This window comes from Kutzneria sp. CA-103260 (genome assembly GCF_018263855.1).
Taxonomy (GTDB): domain Bacteria; phylum Actinomycetota; class Actinomycetes; order Mycobacteriales; family Pseudonocardiaceae; genus Kutzneria.
On the sequence record NZ_CP073318.1, the window covers coordinates 10,013,234 to 10,030,342 of the forward strand.

General features: G+C 69.9%; 21 protein-coding genes. 19 read left to right on the top strand and 2 right to left on the bottom strand.

Annotation, left to right across the window (positions count from 1 at the left end):
• Window positions 1-41: 41 nt before the first annotated feature.
• From JJ691_RS44875 to prmC, 4 genes are read left to right on the top strand one after another with little or no spacing between them, the layout of a single operon-like run.
• Entirely contained in the window at window positions 42-1,364 is a 1,323-nt protein-coding gene (locus tag JJ691_RS44875; protein WP_211765483.1) for a sensor histidine kinase, read from the top strand.
• Window positions 1,364-2,005 (top strand): LuxR family transcriptional regulator, encoded by a 642-nt coding sequence (locus JJ691_RS44880; RefSeq protein WP_211765484.1) that lies wholly within the window; start codon window positions 1,364-1,366, stop codon window positions 2,003-2,005. The genes JJ691_RS44875 and JJ691_RS44880 overlap by 1 nt, the downstream gene beginning before the upstream one ends.
• Window positions 2,006-2,019: 14 nt before the next feature.
• Window positions 2,020-3,105 carry a peptide chain release factor 1 gene (gene prfA / locus JJ691_RS44885; RefSeq protein ID WP_211765485.1) on the top strand — a complete coding sequence of 362 codons (1,086 nt, stop codon included), beginning with the start codon at window positions 2,020-2,022 and terminating at the stop codon, window positions 3,103-3,105.
• Window positions 3,098-3,988, top strand: coding sequence for a peptide chain release factor N(5)-glutamine methyltransferase (prmC, locus tag JJ691_RS44890; RefSeq protein WP_211765486.1), 891 nt, complete (start codon window positions 3,098-3,100; stop codon window positions 3,986-3,988). The genes prfA and prmC overlap by 8 nt, the downstream gene beginning before the upstream one ends.
• Here the strand turns inward: prmC and JJ691_RS44895 are convergent.
• Window positions 3,985-4,581, bottom strand: coding sequence for a hypothetical protein (locus JJ691_RS44895; RefSeq protein WP_211765487.1), 597 nt, complete (start codon window positions 4,579-4,581; stop codon window positions 3,985-3,987). The two genes, prmC and JJ691_RS44895, sit on opposite strands and share 4 nt — an antisense overlap.
• A 58-nt stretch (window positions 4,582-4,639) precedes the next feature.
• Between JJ691_RS44895 and JJ691_RS44900 the strand changes: the two genes are divergently transcribed.
• The 15 genes from JJ691_RS44900 to JJ691_RS44970 all read left to right on the top strand — a co-directional run bounded on the left by JJ691_RS44900 (window position 4,640) and on the right by JJ691_RS44970 (window position 16,417).
• Complete coding sequence (locus tag JJ691_RS44900) at window positions 4,640-5,443, top strand: hypothetical protein (protein ID WP_211765488.1); 804 nt, start codon at window positions 4,640-4,642, stop codon at window positions 5,441-5,443.
• A 147-nt stretch (window positions 5,444-5,590) separates the two neighbouring features.
• Window positions 5,591-6,238 (top strand): L-threonylcarbamoyladenylate synthase, encoded by a 648-nt coding sequence (locus JJ691_RS44905; protein WP_211765489.1) that lies wholly within the window; start codon window positions 5,591-5,593, stop codon window positions 6,236-6,238.
• Between the two features lie 95 nt (window positions 6,239-6,333).
• Entirely contained in the window at window positions 6,334-7,512 is a 1,179-nt protein-coding gene (locus JJ691_RS44910) for a glycosyltransferase family 4 protein (protein WP_442912563.1), read from the top strand.
• Between the two features lie 319 nt (window positions 7,513-7,831).
• The gene (locus JJ691_RS44915; RefSeq protein WP_211765490.1) at window positions 7,832-8,050 is read left to right on the top strand and encodes an AtpZ/AtpI family protein; all 219 of its coding nucleotides are present in this window, start codon (window positions 7,832-7,834) and stop codon (window positions 8,048-8,050) included.
• Window positions 8,051-8,067: 17 nt separating this feature from the next.
• Window positions 8,068-8,481 (top strand): ATP synthase subunit I, encoded by a 414-nt coding sequence (locus tag JJ691_RS44920; RefSeq protein ID WP_211765491.1) that lies wholly within the window; start codon window positions 8,068-8,070, stop codon window positions 8,479-8,481.
• On the top strand, window positions 8,478-9,221 hold the full coding sequence (gene atpB, locus JJ691_RS44925) for a F0F1 ATP synthase subunit A (protein WP_211765492.1): 744 nt from the start codon (window positions 8,478-8,480) through the stop codon (window positions 9,219-9,221). Before JJ691_RS44920 ends, atpB begins: the two co-directional genes overlap by 4 nt.
• A gap of 75 nt (window positions 9,222-9,296) precedes the next feature.
• Complete coding sequence (locus tag JJ691_RS44930; protein WP_184865394.1) at window positions 9,297-9,560, top strand: F0F1 ATP synthase subunit C; 264 nt, start codon at window positions 9,297-9,299, stop codon at window positions 9,558-9,560.
• Window positions 9,561-9,565: 5 nt separating this feature from the next.
• Entirely contained in the window at window positions 9,566-10,087 is a 522-nt protein-coding gene (locus JJ691_RS44935) for a F0F1 ATP synthase subunit B (RefSeq protein WP_211765493.1), read from the top strand.
• Entirely contained in the window at window positions 10,087-10,620 is a 534-nt protein-coding gene (atpF, locus tag JJ691_RS44940) for a F0F1 ATP synthase subunit B (protein ID WP_211765494.1), read from the top strand. The genes JJ691_RS44935 and atpF overlap by 1 nt, the downstream gene beginning before the upstream one ends.
• A complete protein-coding gene (locus JJ691_RS44945; protein ID WP_211765495.1) occupies window positions 10,620-11,438 on the top strand; it encodes a F0F1 ATP synthase subunit delta in 819 nt (272 codons plus the stop codon). The genes atpF and JJ691_RS44945 overlap by 1 nt, the downstream gene beginning before the upstream one ends.
• Window positions 11,439-11,490: 52 nt before the next feature.
• On the top strand, window positions 11,491-13,131 hold the full coding sequence (gene atpA / locus JJ691_RS44950; protein WP_211765496.1) for a F0F1 ATP synthase subunit alpha: 1,641 nt from the start codon (window positions 11,491-11,493) through the stop codon (window positions 13,129-13,131).
• Between the two features lie 6 nt (window positions 13,132-13,137).
• Entirely contained in the window at window positions 13,138-14,028 is an 891-nt protein-coding gene (locus tag JJ691_RS44955; protein WP_211765497.1) for a F0F1 ATP synthase subunit gamma, read from the top strand.
• Between the two features lies 1 nt (window position 14,029).
• Window positions 14,030-15,454: a F0F1 ATP synthase subunit beta gene (atpD, locus tag JJ691_RS44960; protein ID WP_211765498.1), complete on the top strand. Its 1,425-nt coding sequence runs from the start codon at window positions 14,030-14,032 to the stop codon at window positions 15,452-15,454.
• A gap of 153 nt (window positions 15,455-15,607) precedes the next feature.
• The gene (locus JJ691_RS44965; RefSeq protein WP_211772130.1) at window positions 15,608-15,964 is read left to right on the top strand and encodes a F0F1 ATP synthase subunit epsilon; all 357 of its coding nucleotides are present in this window, start codon (window positions 15,608-15,610) and stop codon (window positions 15,962-15,964) included.
• Between the two features lie 27 nt (window positions 15,965-15,991).
• The gene (locus tag JJ691_RS44970) at window positions 15,992-16,417 is read left to right on the top strand and encodes a DUF2550 domain-containing protein (protein ID WP_211765499.1); all 426 of its coding nucleotides are present in this window, start codon (window positions 15,992-15,994) and stop codon (window positions 16,415-16,417) included.
• Window positions 16,418-16,518: 101 nt separating this feature from the next.
• On the opposite strand, the gene JJ691_RS44975 is transcribed toward JJ691_RS44970, so the two are convergent.
• Window positions 16,519-17,091: a cob(I)yrinic acid a,c-diamide adenosyltransferase gene (locus JJ691_RS44975; RefSeq protein ID WP_211765500.1), complete on the bottom strand. Its 573-nt coding sequence runs from the start codon at window positions 17,089-17,091 to the stop codon at window positions 16,519-16,521.
• Between the last annotated feature and the right edge of the window lie 18 nt (window positions 17,092-17,109).

Below are 17,109 nucleotides of genomic sequence, written 5' to 3' on the forward strand. Positions count from 1 at the left end.
ACGTTGTGGGCAGGGGGCTGCGCATGACAGGGCAGGCTTGGTTGGCACGCATACCCGCGGTCCGCATCCCGGCGACGGTCGCGGTGCTCGCGACCATCGCGGTCAACCTCTCGCCGGCCCGCACCGTGATCCCGGACCAGTCCGGCCAGCTGCTGCTGGTCGTGGCGGTGGCCGGTATCACCGCGTGCGGCGTCGTGCTGGCCTACATGCTGGCCAGAATCGACGACAGCAGAGGTATCGGCGGCCTGGCCGCCGCCGTAACGGTCTACGCCGCAGTTGTGCTTCCCACCACGGTCATCGCCTTCACCACGCCCGGCACGCAGCACCTGATGGGCCTGCTGCGCACCAGCGGCGGACTGATCTTCCTGGTGCTGATGGCCTGCGCCCTGGTGCCCGGCCAGCCGTCCTGGACCAGGGGCTGGCCCGGCGGCCTGCTCGGCATCGTGGTGGCGGTCGCGCTGGCGATGGTGGTCATGACGGTCCCGCCGCTGGACGCGCTGGCCGCGGACGGCACGCTGGACCGGTTCTCGGTGGCGCTGTGGCTGGTCGTGACGCTGGCCTACATCGGCTACGGCGTCCGCAACCGGGTGCCGATGGCCTACGGCCTCGGCGCCGGCATGGTGGTGGTCTTCGTGGCCCAGGTGCTGCGCGAGACCGGCAACATGGGCCTGGGCGGGGCCAGCCTGCGGTTGTGCGGCGCGGTGATCATGTGCGCGGCCCTGGCCCGCCGGCTGCGCGAGCGGTTCCACACCTCGCAGCTGCGGGTGGACCGCATTGCTGAGCTGGACCACGAGCTGCACAACGTGCTGGCCGGCCTGGACGGCATGACCCACGTGCTCAACCACGCCGGCGGCGACGACCGTGCACTGCTCGGGGAGGCCGTCCGCGAGGAGATCGGCCGCCTGCGCAACCTGCTCGACCAGCGGGCCGAGCCGCCGGGCTGCGAGGTGGACCCGGTGCTGACCCGCATCGTCACCCTGCGCCGCACCAACGGCCTGGACGTGGAGCTGGATGTGGAGCCGGGCCTGCGCACCACGATGCCGGCCGACGCGTTCGCCCAGGTCGTGACCAATCTGCTGGCCAACTGCGAGCGGCACGCGCCGGGGGCCAAGGTGCTGGTCAGCGCCCGGGCCGACGGCCGCAACGTGCAGGTCGAGGTGCGTGACGACGGCCCCGGCCTGGCCCCGGAAGTGCGCGGCAAGGTGTTCCGGCGCGGTGTGCACGACCGCTCCCGCGGTGGCAGCGGCCTCGGGCTGCACCTGAGCCAGCAGCTGGTCGGCGCGTCCGGCGGATCGCTGTCGCTGCGGCCGGCCGCCGACGGGCACGGCACCGTCGCCGCCCTCGCCGTGCCCGCGGGCCGCTGATGCGACCACCCGTTCTGGTGATCGACGATCATGCGATCGTGGCCACCTCACTGGTGTTGGCGCTGCGCGCCCAGGGCATCCCGGCCAAGCGCTGCCCGGTCACATCCGAGGCGGCGATCATCGCCGAGGCGCAGGCCGGCGAGGAGCGCGGCATCGTGCTGCTGGACATGGACCTCGGCCTGGACGTGGACGGCGCCGACCTGGTGCTGCCGCTGAAGGCGATGGGCTGGCAGGTGCTGGTGGTGACCGGATCGTCCAGCCGCAACCGGATCGCCGCCGCGGTGGTGGCCGGGGCGATCGGCTGGGTGTCCAAGGCCGCGCCGTTCGAGGAGCTCTTACAGGCCGCCGTCGCCGCGGCCGCGGGCCGGTCCACGCTGTCCGAGCGGGAGCGCCGTGAGCTGGTCGAGCTCAACCGCGGCGACCGCGACCGGACCCGTCTGCTGGACCGGCTGACCGCCCGGGAACGGGAGGTGCTGGACCGTCTTGCCGCAGGTCAGCGGGCCGCCAAGGTGGCCGAGGAGTTCGTCGTGTCGGTGGCCACGGTGCGCAGCCAGATCCGCTCCATCCTGGCCAAGCTGGAGGTCGGCTCCCAGCTGGAGGCGGTCGCGCTGGCCCGATCGGGTGGGAGCTCCGGCCGTTAGGCAAACTAGGGAGTGTGACCAGACCCGTCCCTGAGGCCCTTGAGGCGCTGCTGTCCGAGTACCGCGAGCTGGAGGAGCGGCTCGCCGACCCCTCGGTGCACGCCGATCAGGCGACGGCGCGCAAGCTCGGACGCCGCTACGCCGAGCTGACGCCGGTGGCGCGCACGATCCGTGAGCTGGAGCAGGTGCGCAACGACATCAGCGCGGCCGAGGAGCTGGCGGGCGAGGACCCGGCGTTCGCCGCCGAGGCCGACGAGCTGCGGGCGCGGATCCCCGAGCTGGAGCAGAAGCTGACCGAGCTGCTGCTGCCGCGCGACCCGCACGACGCGTCCGACATCGTGATGGAGGTCAAGTCGGGCGAGGGCGGCGAGGAGTCGGCGCTGTTCGCCTCCGACCTGGTGCGGATGTACCTGCGCTACGCCGAGAAGCACGGCTGGAAGGCCGAGATGCTCGACGCCACCGACTCGGACCTGGGCGGCTACAAGGACGCCACGCTGGTCATCAAGTCCAAGGGCAGCGACATCGACGGCGTGTGGTCGCGACTGAAGTTCGAGGGCGGCGTGCACCGCGTGCAGCGGGTGCCGGTGACCGAGTCGCAGGGCCGCATCCACACCTCGGCCGCCGGCGTGCTGGTCTACCCCGAGGTCGAGGACGTCGAGATCGAGATCGACGAGAAGGACCTGCGGGTGGACGTGTTCCGCTCCTCCGGGCACGGCGGCCAGAGCGTCAACACCACCGACTCGGCGGTGCGCATCACCCACCTGCCCACCGGCATCGTGGTGTCCTGCCAGAACGAGCGGTCGCAGCTGCAGAACAAGGCCCGCGCCATGGAGGTGTTGCAGTCCCGGCTGCAGGCGCTGGCCGAGGAGAAGGCGCAGCAGGAGGCGTCGGCGAACCGCCGCAGCCAGGTCCGCACGGTGGACCGCTCGGAGCGGATCCGCACGTACAACTTCCCGGAGAACCGCATCTCCGACCACCGCATCAACTTCAAGGCCCACAACCTGGACCAGGTGCTGACCGGCGAGCTCGACCCGCTGCTGGACGCGCTGGCCGAGGCCGACCGGGCCGAGCGGCTGGCCGCGGTGGGCAGCAATGGCTGACGTCCGGCACCGACAGCCGCTGCGGCTGGCCATTCTCGACGCGGAACGGATCCTGTCCGCGGCCGGCATCGACAGCGCGCGGTTCGACGCCGAGGAGATCGCCGCCCACGTGGTCGGCGTGGAGCGGATGAAGCTGCCGCTGGTGCCGCTGGTCGACCCGCAGGTGGTGGAGGGCATCGGCAAGCTGGTGCACCAGCGGGCCAAGCGGATTCCGTTGCAGCACCTGCTGGGCTGGGCGCCGCTGGGACCGATCACTGTGGACGTCGGGCCCGGGGTTTTCGTGCCACGGCCGGAGACCGAGCTGCTGCTGGAGTGGGGATTGGCGCAGCTGCAAGGCCGCGCCCAATTTGCTGGCTCCAACCCACTGGTGGTCGACCTGTGCACCGGTTCGGCCGCGTTGGCCTTGGCCGTGGCCCATTCCCGACCCGACGCCGTCGTGCACGCGGTGGAGCTGGACCGGTCGGCCCTGGCCTGGGCCCGGCGCAATGCCGACAAGCGGGCCGCCGCCGGCGACACCCCGATCCGACTGCATGCCGCTGACGTCACCGCGCCCGGCGTGCTGTCCGAAATGGACGGTGCCGTCGATCTCGTGCTGTGCAATCCCCCTTATGTGCCAACGGGAACCGTGGTGCAGCCGGAGGTCGCCGAGCACGATCCCGCGCAGGCGGTGTTCTCCGGTGTGGACGGTCTCGACGTCATCCGGCACGTGGTGGCGCTGGCCGCCCGGCTGCTGGCGCCCGGCGGCGGGGTGGCCATCGAGCACGACGACACACACGGCGATTCGGTGCCGGCGCTGCTCGCGTCCCGGCGCGTGCTGACCGACGTGGTGGAGCACCAGGACCTTGCCGGCCGACCAAGATTTGTGACTGCGCGGAGGAGCTAGTGCACCGCTGAGCCGCCCACCATCGCGTCGAAGATGGGGGAGGTCTGGGCCCAGCCGGTCGCCGGGGCCGAGGCGTAGACGTCGTACTGGGTGCCGTTGGCGTTCCAGTACAGGATCTTCACGTGCCGCGGCTCGCCGTTCAGGCTGTAGGTGAACTCCCACAGCACGGCCGGGCTGTTCTGGAACTTCTGCTGGTTCATCTGGACCCGCTGGTAACCCGGTTGGGTGGACCAGGACTGCTTCTCGTAGGCGGTCAGCCAGGTGAACAGGTCGGCCTCGCCGGCCACGCCCTGGTAGCGCACGAAGCGGCCGTTGGCCCCGCCGTTGTGCGGGTCGTCGGCCTGGAAGCCGTTGCGGATGGTGCTGACCTGCCACCCGTCCGGGATCACGGTTGTCAGCCCCGACGGGCCGCTGACCTGCTGAAATCCCGACGGTGGGCCGGTCGGGGCCGGGGTCGAGGCCATCGGGGCGGCGGCCGCGTCGCCGGCGACCACGGTGCTGCCGTGCGAGGCCAGCAGGGCCACCCCGAGCAGGCTGCCCGCGACCAGGTAGCCGACCGCCGCGACCAGCGCCAGCTGTAGTGGAGTGCGCACGGCCCTCCCCGTCCGGAAGAATGCGAGCCGAACCAAGCCTACTGAGCGAGGGTCGCGGATGGGCAACGAGTGGCAGGCCGGCCGGGAGTGGAAGGACATCTCCACCAAGTGGTGGCTGGTGCCGGCCGGGCTGCGGTCCTCGCGTCCGGAGGACCCGTTCGCGCAGGGCTGGCAGGCCCTGGAGGCCGGTGACCTGGCCCGGGCCCAGCCGCTGTTCGAGGAGGCCTGCCGCATCCGCGGCGACGGCAACGACTACGTGGCGCTGGGCGACGTGGCCGTGGCCCGGCGGGACTGGGCCACCGCCGAGTCCCAGTTCCAGCGGGCCCTGGTGGTGGCGCCGCTGTCCATCCTGGCCGTGCTGGGCCTGGCCCTGGTGCGGGCGGCGACCGGCCAGGCCGAGACCGCCGTCGCCGAGCTGGACGTGCTGGCCCGCACCCGCAAGGGCGATCCGGTCATTGGCTACTACCTGGCCGTGGCGCTGCTGGCCCGCACCGTGGAGGTGCGGACCGAGACCGGTGATGGGCGGCTGCTCATCGGCGACGCCAAGCAGCTGGCGCAGTGCGAGGAGCTGGCCGGTCGGGTCGCCGTCTCCGGGACCGACGACGTCGAGCTGCTGGCCGCCGCGCGGGCCCTGCTGGAGGAGGTGCGGTCCGGTCAGGAGTGGATCTGGACCGCGCCCCGCAACGCCGGCTTCCTCGGTGGGGTGGCGCTGCTGTTCGGGGTATTGCCGATCGTCCTGGGTGGACTGCTGGACAGCTGGCCGCTGGTCGTGGCCGGACTGGTGATCGGCGCGGCCGCGGTGTTCTACGCGGTGTACACGTATCGGCGGCAGCGCTGGCAACTCCGCGCCCTCTCCCGATAGCCGCACACCCCCTCCCGCTTTTTTGCCACATGTGGTCCACATGTGGCGCTGGGAGTCGAATGTGGGCCACATGTGGCTTCGAGGCGGGGGTGGGTGAGGCCGCCCCGGGCGGAAGGCGGAGTGGGGGCTCTGCGACGATCCTTTGCCGTGAGCACTGTTTATGACTGTTCCCGACAGGACAGCCGCGAGGCGGGGCTGGCCGCGGCAGCGGGCGCGGTCCGCTCCGGCCGTCTGGTGGTGCTGCCCACGGACACCCTCTACGGCATCGGCTGCGACGCGTTCGACGCGGCGGCGGTGCGCTCGCTGCTGGAGGCCAAGGGCCGCGGGCCGGACATGCCGATCCCGGTGCTGGTCGGGTCCTGGACGACCATCGACGGCCTGGTCTTCTCCGTGCCGACTCAGGCCCGCCAGCTGATCGAGGCGTTCTGGCCGGGCGGCCTGTCGCTCGTGCTCAACCACGCCCCGTCGCTGAACTGGGACCTGGGCGAGACCCGTGGCACGGTGATGCTGCGCATGCCGCTGCACCCGGTGGCGATCGAGCTGCTGCGCGAGGTCGGCCCGATGGCGGTGTCCAGCGCCAACCGCAGCGGCCACGCGCCGGCGACGACGGCGGCCGACGCCCAGTCGCAGCTGGCCGAGTCGGTGGCGGTGTATCTGGACGGCGGTACCGCGGACAAGGGCGTCGCCTCGACCATCCTGGACCTCACCGGCGCGAAGCCGTTGGTGCTGCGGGAAGGCGCGGTCACCATCGCCGAGCTGAACGAGGTGCTGGGCGAGGACGTCGTGGGCAAGTGATCAACTAGCCCCGGGGCCAGGCACCACACGGATGGCGGTAGCGTTGTAGTCGCCTCTTTTCCCCTTGCAGCGAACACAAGGAGCGACAGCACGCCGTGGGTACTCAGCTGCCAACCCCGGCCGCCGGCCTGCTGCCCGTCCGGGAGTACCTCCTCGTCGGGCTCACCGCCGCCGCGGTGACGTTCCTGCTGACCGGGCTGGTCCGGGTGATCGCCATCCGGCTGGGCGCGGCGCACGCCCCGCGCGCCCGCGACGTGCACGTCACGCCGATCCCGAAGATGGGCGGCCTGGCCATGTACGCGGGTGTGCTGGCGGCGATGCTGCTGGCCCACCAGCTGCCGGTGCTGCGGGTCGCGTACACGTACTCGCTGGCGCCGTGGGGAGTGGTGCTGGCCGGCCTGCTGATCACGCTGGTCGGCGCGATCGACGACCGGTTCGAGCTGGACTCGCTGACCAAGCTGGCCGGCCAGGTCACCGCGGCCGGCATCCTGGTGGTGTTCGGCGTGCAGTGGCTGGCCTTCTGGGTGCCGTGGGACGGCCTGAACGGCAGCTACGGCTCGGTCCTGGTGCTGGGCCCGAGCCAGGGCACGCTGCTGACCATGCTGCTGACCGTCACGATGATCAACGCGATGAACTTCGTGGACGGTCTGGACGGCCTGGCCGCCGGCATCGGCTTCATCGCGGCCGCGGCCACCTGTGCCTTCTCCCTGGGGCTGCTCGACCAGCGCGGCGGCGACGCGCACCTGTACCCGCCGGCCCTCATCTCGGCCGCGCTGGCCGGCGCCTGTCTGGGCTTCCTACCGCACAACTTCAACCCGGCCAAGATATTCATGGGCGACTCGGGCTCCATGCTGATCGGCCTGATGCTGGCCGCGGCCAGCACCTCGCAGGCCGGCGACCTGAACTACTCGGTGGCCGACCCGCGGGACCTGATCGCCCTGCTGACCCCGCTGATCGTGGTGGCGGCCGTGCTGTTCGTGCCGCTGCTGGACCTGATCATGGCGATCATCCGGCGCACCCGGAAGGGCATGAGCATCGGCAGCGCCGACAAGATGCACCTGCACCACCGGTTCCTGGAGATCGGGCACTCCCAGCGGCGGGCGGTGCTGCTGATCTACCTGTGGGCCGGGCTGCTCGCGTTCGGCGCGGTGGCGCTGGCCTTCGCCCCGGTGGAGGTGGTGGTGTTCGGCGTCGCCGCAGGTCTGCTGCTCGCGCTGGGCGTCTCGGCGGTGCCGCGGCTCAAGGCGGCCCGCGCCGCCGCACGCGGCAACTAGGTCCATATCGGGCGAATTGTCAAGACTGCCCACGGAATTAACGAACCCCAGCTTGCCTGCGCGCGTATAGTCCTTGGGGTTGCAGACTCGCTGGACGCACCACGAGCCCGTCTCTGAGGGCCCGTGGCAGTGGCGTCCGTACCCTGTGGTAGCGTTCGCCGTGTCTCCGAACGACGGGGACCTGCCGACCCAGTGACCGTACGGAGATCCGAGGTCACGGCCGACACAAAGCTCGGACGGCGCCGCTACGACGAGGAGCTGCCCTTGACTGACCGTCATCTCTCCGCGCGCATCGCCGGATAGCGACAGCCGTCCTGTCATGTCCGCCAAACAGCCCAGCGGTCGCCCGAGCGTGGCGAGCCTGATCGGTATCGGCTCCACGGTCGTGGTCCTGGTTGTCGGCGGAGTGGGACTCGGATGGTGGTTGGATTCCGTCCTGCACACCGTTCCGGTCTTCGTCTTCATCGGCTTGGCTATAGGCATCGCCAGCGCCTGGATTTTCGCCTATGCCACGCTTCGTAAGTTCCTGAAACAATGAGGTTCGAGGGGTAAAGCATGTCAGCCGGGGAAGCTGCGTCGCCCACTCCCATCCACGTCCAGCGGATAGTCGATCTGCGTCGTCCGCTGCTGATGTCAGCGGCCATGGGAGTTCTGGCACTGGTGGTGTCGGGTCTGCTGGGCCACATCCTGATGGGGGTCTTCGGTGTCGTCGGCCTCGGGCTCGGTCTGCTGAACACCCGCCTCGTCCAGCGTTCGGTCGCCAAGGCGACCATCACCGAGAACCCGAGCAAGAGGGGCCTGGCGATCTCGGCCCTCGGCCGGCTCGCCATCATCACCGCGCTCGCCATCGGGCTCTTCTTCCTGGTGCGGCCGGACGGCATCGGCATCTTCCTCGGTCTCGCGGTCTTCCAGCTCATCATGATCGCCAGCACCTCGGCATCGGCAGTGAAGGGGCTTCGCCAGCAATGACGACGCAGAATCTGGCCGCGTCGCAGATCGAGATCGGGCAGCACCTGTTCCGTTTCGAACTGTTCGGCATGACGTTCAACGGTGACACGTTGCTGGCCAGCGCGATCGCCGCCGCGGTCCTGATCGTCCTCGCGTTCACCCTGCGGGCGAAGATCACCGCCGGCGTGCCCGGGGGCGTCCAGCTGTTCTTCGAGACGATCACCGGCGCGGTGCGCCAGCAGGTCGACAACATCATCGGCCTCAAGATCGCGCCCTACGTGGTGCCGCTGGCCATGTCGCTGTTCCTGTACATCCTGGTGGCCAACTGGCTGGCCGTGCTGCCGGTGCAGATCGGCGGGCACGACATCGTGCCGCCGCCGGCCTCGGACGCCAACTTCACCTACGCGCTCGCGCTGCTGGTGTTCGTGTGGTTCCACGTCGCCGGCGCGCGTCGCCGCGGCGCCGGCCGTCACCTGGTGCAGCTGGCCAAGGGCCACGTCACGTTCCTGGCTCCGATCAACATCGTCGAGGAGCTCGCCAAGCCGATCTCGCTCTCGCTGCGACTTTTCGGCAACGTCTTCGGCGGCACCATCATGGTGTCCCTGATCATGGCGATGTTCCCGTCCTACATCCTCTGGGCGCCGAACGTCATCTGGAAGCTCTTCGACCTGTTCGTCGGGCTTATCCAGGCGTTCATCTTCGCCTTGCTGACCATCCTCTACTTCGGCCAGGCGACGGAACTGCCGGAGGAGCACCACTGATTCCGACAGCTAGACCCGCTTGGCTTAGTCTGACATTCACCACAGGCGTCAAAGAAATATCGGATTAGGAGAGTCATGGCTGACATCAACCAGGCCATCATCGCGGCTGGTGCCTACATCGGTGGCGGTCTCATCCTCGGTGGTGGCGCGATCGGCGCCGGTATCGGTGACGGTATCGCTGGTAGCCAGTTCATCGCCGGTGTGGCTCGGCAGCCGGAGGCCCAGGGCCGCCTGTTCCTCCCGTTCTTCATCACCGTCGGTCTGGTCGAGGCCGCGTACTTCATCAACCTCGCCTTCATGGCACTGATCGTGTTCTCCCAGCCGGGTAGCGGGGCCTGATCTCCATGCATGACAAGGTTCTCGCGGCTGGGGACAACTTCCTCATTCCCAACGGCACCTTCATCGGCGAGCTCATCATCTTCGCCATCGTCCTGCTGGTCATTTGGCGCTTTGTGCTGCCGCCGGTGCAGAAGGCGCTGAAGGACCGCGAGGACATGGTCCGCAAGGAGGCCGAGCAGTCGCGTGCGGCTGCGGAGCGCTTCGAGCAGGCCGAGGCGAAGTACAACGAGGCGTTGGCCGAGGCCCGTGCCGAGTCCGCGTCGATCCGGGACACCGCGCGGGCCGAGGGCCAGCGCATCCTGGACGACATGCGGCAGCGGGCGCAGGCCGAGGCCGACCAGATCGTGCAGCGCGGCGATGAGCAGTTGGCCGCCCAGCGCGCCCAGGTCGTCGCCGAGCTGCGCACGCACGTCGGTGAGCTGTCCACGGCCCTGGCCGGGCGGGTCGTCGGCGGCGATCTCGCCCCGGCGGCGCGCAGCAACGCCAATGTGGACCGCATTCTCGGCGAGCTGGAGGGGAACGGCTGATGGGCGTGGCCGAGTACATCGCTGAGCTCTTCGCGTTCGCGATCATCGTCTTCTTCGTCGTGCGGTACATCGTGCCGCCGGCGCGCAAGGCGATGAAGGCTCAGCAGGAGACCATCCGCGGCCAGATCGAGCGGGCCGCCGAGACCGAGAAGCGGCTGGCCGTCGCCGAGGCGAAGTACGCCGACGCGCTGGTCGAGGCCCGCGAGGAGGCCGCGAAGATCCGCGACAACGCGCGTGCGGACGCGCAGCGGATCGTCGAGGAGATGCGGGTGCAGGCCGACCGCGAGGTCGAGCGGATCCGGCAGCGGGGCGAGGAAGAGCTCGCCAACCGCCGTCAGCACCTGATGCGCGAGCTGCACGCCTACCTCGGTCAGCGGTCGGTCGAGGTGGCCAACCGCCTGGTCGAGGAGCATCTGGCCGACGCCGGCGCCCGCAGCGCCACCGTCGACCGGTTCCTGGACGAGCTGGACGCGATGTCCGCCCGGGCCGAGGCCGCCGAGCCGTCGCTGGTCGCGACCAAGGGAGAGAGCTGATGCACGCCGCAAGTCGTGAGGCGCTCGCGGCGGCCGAGCTGCGGCTGCTGGACGTCATCGACGGCGCCGACGACCAGGGTCTGGTGACCCTGGGCGAGGAGCTGTTCGCGGTCGTCCGGCTGCTGGTCGAGGAGCACGCGCTGCGTCGCGCGGTCTCGGACCCGGCGTCCGAGCCGCAGGCCCGCGAGGCTCTGGTGCGCGGGCTGCTCGGCAGCAAGGTCGGCGACGGCACGCTCAAGGTGCTGTCCGCGGCCGTCACGGCCCGCTGGTCCAGCGCCCGCGAGCTGCTGGACGGCCTGGAGTCGCTGGCCCGCACCGCGCTGCTGGTGCGTGCCGAGCGGAGCAACCGGCTGGACGCGGTCGAGGACGAGCTGTTCCGGCTGGGCCGGATCATCGCGGCCCAGACCGAGCTGGCGCAGGTGCTCGGGGCCTCCGGCGGCAACGCCGCGGGCAAGGCCGCGCTGGTGGACACGCTGCTCGCCGGCAAGGTCGAGCCGGTCACCGAGATCTTGGTGCGCCAGCTGGTGACCACGCCTCGCGGCCGCGACATCGTCGCCGGCCTGGAGGAGCTCACCGCGGTCGCCGCCCGGCGTCGCGAGCGCTCCGTCGCCTACGTGCGGTCGGCCGTCGAGCTGACCGCCGCGCAGGTGGACCGGCTGGCCACCGCCCTCGCGCGGGTCTACGGCCGTCAGGTCGTGCCGCACGTCGAGGTCGACCCGACGGTGCGTGGCGGACTCGTGGTCAGGGTCGGGGACGAGGTCATCGACGGCAGCGTCGCCGGCCAGCTCGACCTGCTGCGACGTGAACTGGCCGGCTGAGTCGGCTCCCAAACGTTAGATATGCCCAGAGCGAAGTGAGAGCAGGAACGACATGGCGGAGCTGACGATCTCGTCGGACGAGATCCGCAGTGCGATCGAGAACTACGTCTCCAGCTACTCCCCGGACGTCAACCGGGAAGAGGTCGGCACCGTCACCGCGACGGGTGATGGCATCGCCTTTGTCGAGGGCCTGCCTTCCGCTGTGACCAACGAGCTGCTGGAGTTCCCGGGCGGCATCCTCGGTGTCGCGCTCAACCTGGACGTGCGTGAGATCGGCGCGGTCATCCTCGGCGGCTACGAGTCGATCGAGGAGGGCCAGGAGGTCAAGCGGACCGGCAAGGTGCTGTCCGTGCCGGTCGGCGACGGCTTCCTCGGCCGCGTGGTCAACCCGCTCGGCCAGCCGATCGACGGCCTCGGCGACATCGTCGCCGACGACGAGCGCGTCCTGGAGCTGCAGGCCGCGACCGTGATGGAGCGCCAGCCGGTCAAGGAGCCGCTGCAGACCGGCATCAAGGCGATCGACTCGCAGACGCCGATCGGCCGGGGCCAGCGGCAGCTGATCATCGGCGACCGCAAGACCGGCAAGACCACGGTCTGCGTCGACACGATCATCAACCAGAAGAAGGCCTGGGAGAGCGGCGACCCCAAGCAGCAGGTGCGCTGCGTGTACGTCGCCGTCGGCCAGAAGGGCTCCACCATCGCCGCCGTGAAGACGGCGCTGGAGGACGCGGGCGCGCTGGAGTACACCACCATCGTCGCCGCCCCGGCGTCCGACCCGGCCGGCTTCAAGTGGCTGGCCCCGTACACCGGCTCGGCCATCGGCCAGCACTGGATGTACCAGGGCAAGCACGTCCTGATCGTGTTCGACGACCTGACCAAGCAGGCAGAGGCCTACCGGGCCATCTCCCTGCTGCTGCGCCGTCCACCGGGCCGCGAGGCCTACCCGGGCGACGTCTTCTACTTGCACTCCCGCCTGCTGGAGCGCTGCGCGAAGCTGTCCGACGAGCTGGGCGCGGGCTCGATGACCGGTCTGCCGATCATCGAGACGAAGGCCAACGACATCTCGGCCTACATCCCGACCAACGTCATCTCCATCACCGACGGCCAGTGCTTCCTGGAGTCCGACCTGTTCAACCAGGGTCAGCGCCCGGCGGTCAACGTCGGTGTGTCGGTCTCCCGGGTCGGCGGCTCGGCCCAGATCAAGGCCATGCGCAAGGTCGCCGGCTCGCTGCGGCTGGACCTGTCCCAGTACCGGGAGCTGGAGGCGTTCTCCGCCTTCGCGTCCGACCTGGACGACGTGTCCAAGGCCCAGCTGGCCCGCGGCGCCCGGCTGTACGAGCTGCTCAAGCAGCCCGCCTACAGCCCGTTCGCGGTCGAGGAGCAGGTCGCGTCCATCTACCTGGGCACCCGTGGCCACCTGGACTCGGTGCCGCTGGAGGACATCCGCCGCTTCGAGACGGACTTCCTCGAGCACCTGCGGCACAACGAGGCCGGCATCCTCGCCGACATCCGCGACACCAAGGACCTCTCGGACGAGACCGACGAGCGTCTGGTGAAGGCCATCGCGACCTTCAAGAAGGGCTTCACCGCCTCCGACGGCTCGTCCGTGGTCGAGCACCCGGCGGACGCGATGGACGCCGACGAGGTCGGCCACGAGTCCGTGCAGGTCAACCGGCCCGCTCCGAAGAAGTGACGCGCCATGGCAGCTGAGCTTCGAGTTCTTCGGCAGAAGATCCGGGCGGTCAAGTCGACCCAGAAGATCACTCGTGCCTACGAGCTGATCGCCACCTCGCGCCTGCCCAAGGCGCAGCAGCGGATGGTCGCCGCCCGGCCGTACGCCGACGAGATCACCCGCGCGCTGACCGAGCTCGCCAACGTCTCCACGCTGGACCACCCGCTGCTGGTGGCCCGGCCGGAGCCGAAGCGGGCCGCGGTGCTCGTGGTGACCAGTGACAAGGGCATGTGCGGCGCCTACAACTCCTCGGTGCTCAAGCGCGCCGAGGAGCTCCAGTCGCTGCTGCGCGAGCAGGGCAAGACCCCGGTGCTGTACGTGACCGGCCGCAAGGGCATGGCGTACTACGGCTTCCGCAACCGCGAGTTGGCCGGGGCCTGGTTCGGCACGTCCGACCAGCCCGATTACGCCACCGCCGCGGAGGCCGGCTCGGCCCTGGTCGAGTCGTTCATGTCCGAGGAGGGCGTGGACGAGGTGCACGTGGTGTACACCGAGTTCAAGTCCATGCTGACGCAGAGCCCGGTGGCCAAGCAGGTCGCGCCGCTCGAGGTCGAGTACGCCGAGGAGCCGACCACGTCGCGCACCTCGTACGAGTTCGAGCCCGAGGCCGAGCAGCTGCTCGGCGCGCTGTTGCCGAAGTACATCAACACGCGCCTGTTCTCGGCGCTGATGGAGGCGGCGGCATCCGAGCTGGCCTCCCGCCAGCGCGCGATGAAGGCGGCCACGGACAACGCGAACGACCTGCTCCGCGACTACAGCCGCCAGGCCAACGCGGCCCGCCAGGCCCAGATCACCCAGGAGATCAGCGAGATCGTCGGTGGCGCCAACGCCCTCGCAGCCGCAGGAAGTGATGAGTGAGATGACTACCGCAACCGCCAGCTCCACCGGCCGCATCGCTCGCGTCCTCGGCGCCGTCGTCGACGTCGAGTTCCCGCGCGGCGCGGTGCCCGAGCTGTTCAACGCCCTCCACGTGCAGGTCGACACCGCCGGCATCAACCGGCTGCTGACCCTGGAGGTCGCCCAGCACCTGGGTGACGGCCTGGTCCGCACCATCTCGATGCAGCCCACCGACGGTCTGGTCCGCGGCCACGCCGTGACCGACACCGGCAAGTCGATCTCGGTTCCGGTCGGCGACATCGTCAAGGGCCACGTGTTCAACGCCCTGGGCGAGTGCCTGGACGTGCCCGGCCACGCCAAGGACGCCGAGCACTGGGGCATCCACCGCAAGGCCCCGGCGTTCGACGCCCTTGAGGGCCGCACCGAAATGCTGGAGACCGGCCTCAAGATCATCGACTTGCTCACCCCGTACGTGCAGGGTGGCAAGATCGGTCTGTTCGGCGGCGCCGGCGTGGGCAAGACGGTGCTCATCAAGGAGATGATCATCCGTGTCGCCCGGAACTTCGGTGGCACCTCGGTGTTCGCCGGCGTCGGCGAGCGCACCCGTGAGGGCAACGACCTGATCCTGGAGATGACCGAGGACGGCGTCATCAACGACACCGCCCTGGTCTTCGGTCAGATGGACGAGCCGCCGGGCACCCGGCTGCGCGTCGCGCTGTCCGCGCTGACCATGGCGGAGTACTTCCGCGATGTGCAGAACCAGGACGTGCTGCTGTTCGTCGACAACATCTTCCGGTTCACCCAGGCCGGCTCCGAGGTGTCCACGCTGCTGGGCCGCATGCCCTCCGCCGTGGGTTACCAGCCGACTCTGGCCGACGAGATGGGCGAGCTCCAGGAGCGCATCACCTCGACCCGTGGCCGGTCGATCACCTCGATGCAGGCGATTTACGTGCCCGCCGACGACTACACCGACCCGGCGCCGGCCACCACGTTCGCCCACCTGGACGCCACCACCGAGCTTTCCCGCGTGGTGTTCTCCAAGGGCATCTTCCCCGCCGTGGACCCGCTGGTGTCCACCTCGACGATCCTCAACCCGCAGATCGTCGGCGAGGAGCACTACCGGGTCGCCCGCGAGGTCGTCCGGCTGCTGCAGAAGTACAAGGACCTGCAGGACATCATCGCCATCCTCGGCATCGACGAGCTGTCGGAAGAGGACAAGGTGACGGTGCAGCGGGCCCGGCGCATCGAGCGCTTCCTGTCGCAGAACATGTACTCCGCCGAGCAGTTCACCGGTCAGCCCGGCTCGACCGTGCCGCTCAAGGAGACCATCGAGGCGTTCGACAGGATCGCCAAGGGTGACTTCGACCACTACCCCGAGCAGGCGTTCTTCATGTGCGGCGGCCTCGAGGACCTGGAGAAGAAGTACAAGGAGCTCACCGGTAAGTGAGCCTTGGCGGTGGGGGTGCCGGCTGCTGCATGGGCACAGCCGGCACCCCCACCGCGTTCACCACGGGCCTTGCGGTGAAGGCGTGGCCCGTACGCATTCCGTAACCGATAGAATCGGTCCTCGAGGTCGACGAAGGAGATGAACGTGGCCGAGATGTCCGTCGAGTTGGTCGCCGTCGAGCGTCGTCTGTGGTCGGGCCAGGCCACGATGGTGCTGGCGCGGACGATCGAGGGCGAGATCGGCATCCTGCCTCGCCACATCCCGCTGCTCGGCCAGCTGGTCGACGGCCACGCCGTCGAGATCCGCACCACCGACGGCGAGGTAGTGCGCGCCGCCGTGCACGGCGGCTTCCTGTCCATCAGCGAGCGCGGCGTGAGCATTCTCGCCGAGACCGCGGAGCTAGCCGACGAGATCGACGTCGCGGCGGCCCGAGCGGGGCTGGACAGCGACGACGAGGCGGAGCGGACCAGAGCAGCCGGCCAGCTGCGCGCTGCGGGCCAGACGGTCTGAGCCGGGCTGACGGGCGGGGCCGTGGAGATGACTTGGATCGTGGCAGTGGTCCTGGTCGTCACGGCCGGGGGGCTGGGCCTGCTGGCCTGGCGCCGGCTTCGGCTGTTGCGCGCCGGTGGCGTGCACGTGGCCGTGCGCGGCCGCAAGGACGACAGCGGCCGGGGCTGGCAGCTGGGTGTGGGCCGCTACCGCGGTGACGAGTTCGTCTGGTACCGGGTGCTGTCCGTGCGGACGGGTCCGGACAAGGTGATCCGCCGTGACGGCCTGGAGATCGACGCCCGCCGCGAGCCCACCGGCGCGGAGACCTATTCGATGCCCCTGGGGGCCATGGTGATCAGCTGCCACGGCCCCGACGGCACCGTGGAGATCGCCATGGGCGTGGACGCCATGACCGGCTTCCTGTCCTGGCTGGAATCAAGCCCCCCAGGCAGCATCATCCCCTGGGCCAGCTGAACCCCCGCGAGTCCCGCTCTCAGACAACCATGATGCGAGTTTCGGAACTCGACATTCGGTTGCCCGAGAGCGGGACTCGCGTGTTTTTCAGGCGGTGTTTCTCAGGCGTTGCCGCCGGGCTGCCAGAGGACATCGCCGTCGGGGTTGGCCACCCGGGCCAGGATGAACAGCAGGTCGGACAGGCGGTTGAGGTACTTGGCGGCCAGCACGTTGGTCTGCTCCGCCTCGGCCTCCAGCAGGGCCCAGGTGGCCCGTTCGGCCCGGCGGGTGATGGTGCGGGCCTGGTGCAGCAGCGCCGCCCCGGGCGTGCCGCCGTTGAGAATGAACGACTTCAGCGCCGGCAGGTCGGCGTTGTGCTCGTCGCACCAGCCTTCCAGCCGGTCGATGTAGGCCTGGGTGACCCGCAGCGGCGGATACTTCGGGTCGGGAACAATCGGGGTGCAGAGGTCGGCCCCGACGTCGAAAAGGTCGTTCTGGATCTTGCGGAGCAACCCGGAGAGGTCCTCGGGCAACTGACCGAGTGCGATGGCCACCCCGATGGCCGCGTTGGTCTCGTCGACGTCGGCGTAGGCGGCCAGCCGCGGGGAGGTCTTGGGCACCCGGGAGAAGTCGCCGAGGGCGGTCGTGCCGTCGTCGCCGACGCGGGTGTAGATGCGGGTCAGGTGCACGGACATACCCGGACCATAGAGCCT

Bases quoted from the DNA above. Each gene is read 5' to 3' on its own strand.
- JJ691_RS44930 (WP_184865394.1), top strand. From the start codon at position 9,297: ATGGCTGACATCAACCAGGCCATCATCGCGGCTGGTGCCTACATCGGT.
- JJ691_RS44915 (WP_211765490.1), top strand. From the start codon at position 7,832: ATGTCCGCCAAACAGCCCAGCGGTCGCCCGAGCGTGGCGAGCCTGATC.
- JJ691_RS44965 (WP_211772130.1), top strand. From the start codon at position 15,608: ATGTCCGTCGAGTTGGTCGCCGTCGAGCGTCGTCTGTGGTCGGGCCAG.
- JJ691_RS44880 (WP_211765484.1), top strand. From the start codon at position 1,364: ATGCGACCACCCGTTCTGGTGATCGACGATCATGCGATCGTGGCCACC.
- JJ691_RS44920 (WP_211765491.1), top strand. From the start codon at position 8,068: ATGTCAGCCGGGGAAGCTGCGTCGCCCACTCCCATCCACGTCCAGCGG.
- prmC (WP_211765486.1), top strand. From the start codon at position 3,098: ATGGCTGACGTCCGGCACCGACAGCCGCTGCGGCTGGCCATTCTCGAC.
- JJ691_RS44900 (WP_211765488.1), top strand. From the start codon at position 4,640: ATGGGCAACGAGTGGCAGGCCGGCCGGGAGTGGAAGGACATCTCCACC.
- JJ691_RS44935 (WP_211765493.1), top strand. From the start codon at position 9,566: ATGCATGACAAGGTTCTCGCGGCTGGGGACAACTTCCTCATTCCCAAC.
- JJ691_RS44945 (WP_211765495.1), top strand. From the start codon at position 10,620: ATGCACGCCGCAAGTCGTGAGGCGCTCGCGGCGGCCGAGCTGCGGCTG.
- atpA (WP_211765496.1), top strand. From the start codon at position 11,491: ATGGCGGAGCTGACGATCTCGTCGGACGAGATCCGCAGTGCGATCGAG.
- JJ691_RS44975 (WP_211765500.1), bottom strand. From the start codon at position 17,091: ATGTCCGTGCACCTGACCCGCATCTACACCCGCGTCGGCGACGACGGC.
- atpD (WP_211765498.1), top strand. From the start codon at position 14,030: ATGACTACCGCAACCGCCAGCTCCACCGGCCGCATCGCTCGCGTCCTC.
- JJ691_RS44955 (WP_211765497.1), top strand. From the start codon at position 13,138: ATGGCAGCTGAGCTTCGAGTTCTTCGGCAGAAGATCCGGGCGGTCAAG.
- atpB (WP_211765492.1), top strand. From the start codon at position 8,478: ATGACGACGCAGAATCTGGCCGCGTCGCAGATCGAGATCGGGCAGCAC.
- atpF (WP_211765494.1), top strand. From the start codon at position 10,087: ATGGGCGTGGCCGAGTACATCGCTGAGCTCTTCGCGTTCGCGATCATC.
- JJ691_RS44970 (WP_211765499.1), top strand. From the start codon at position 15,992: ATGACTTGGATCGTGGCAGTGGTCCTGGTCGTCACGGCCGGGGGGCTG.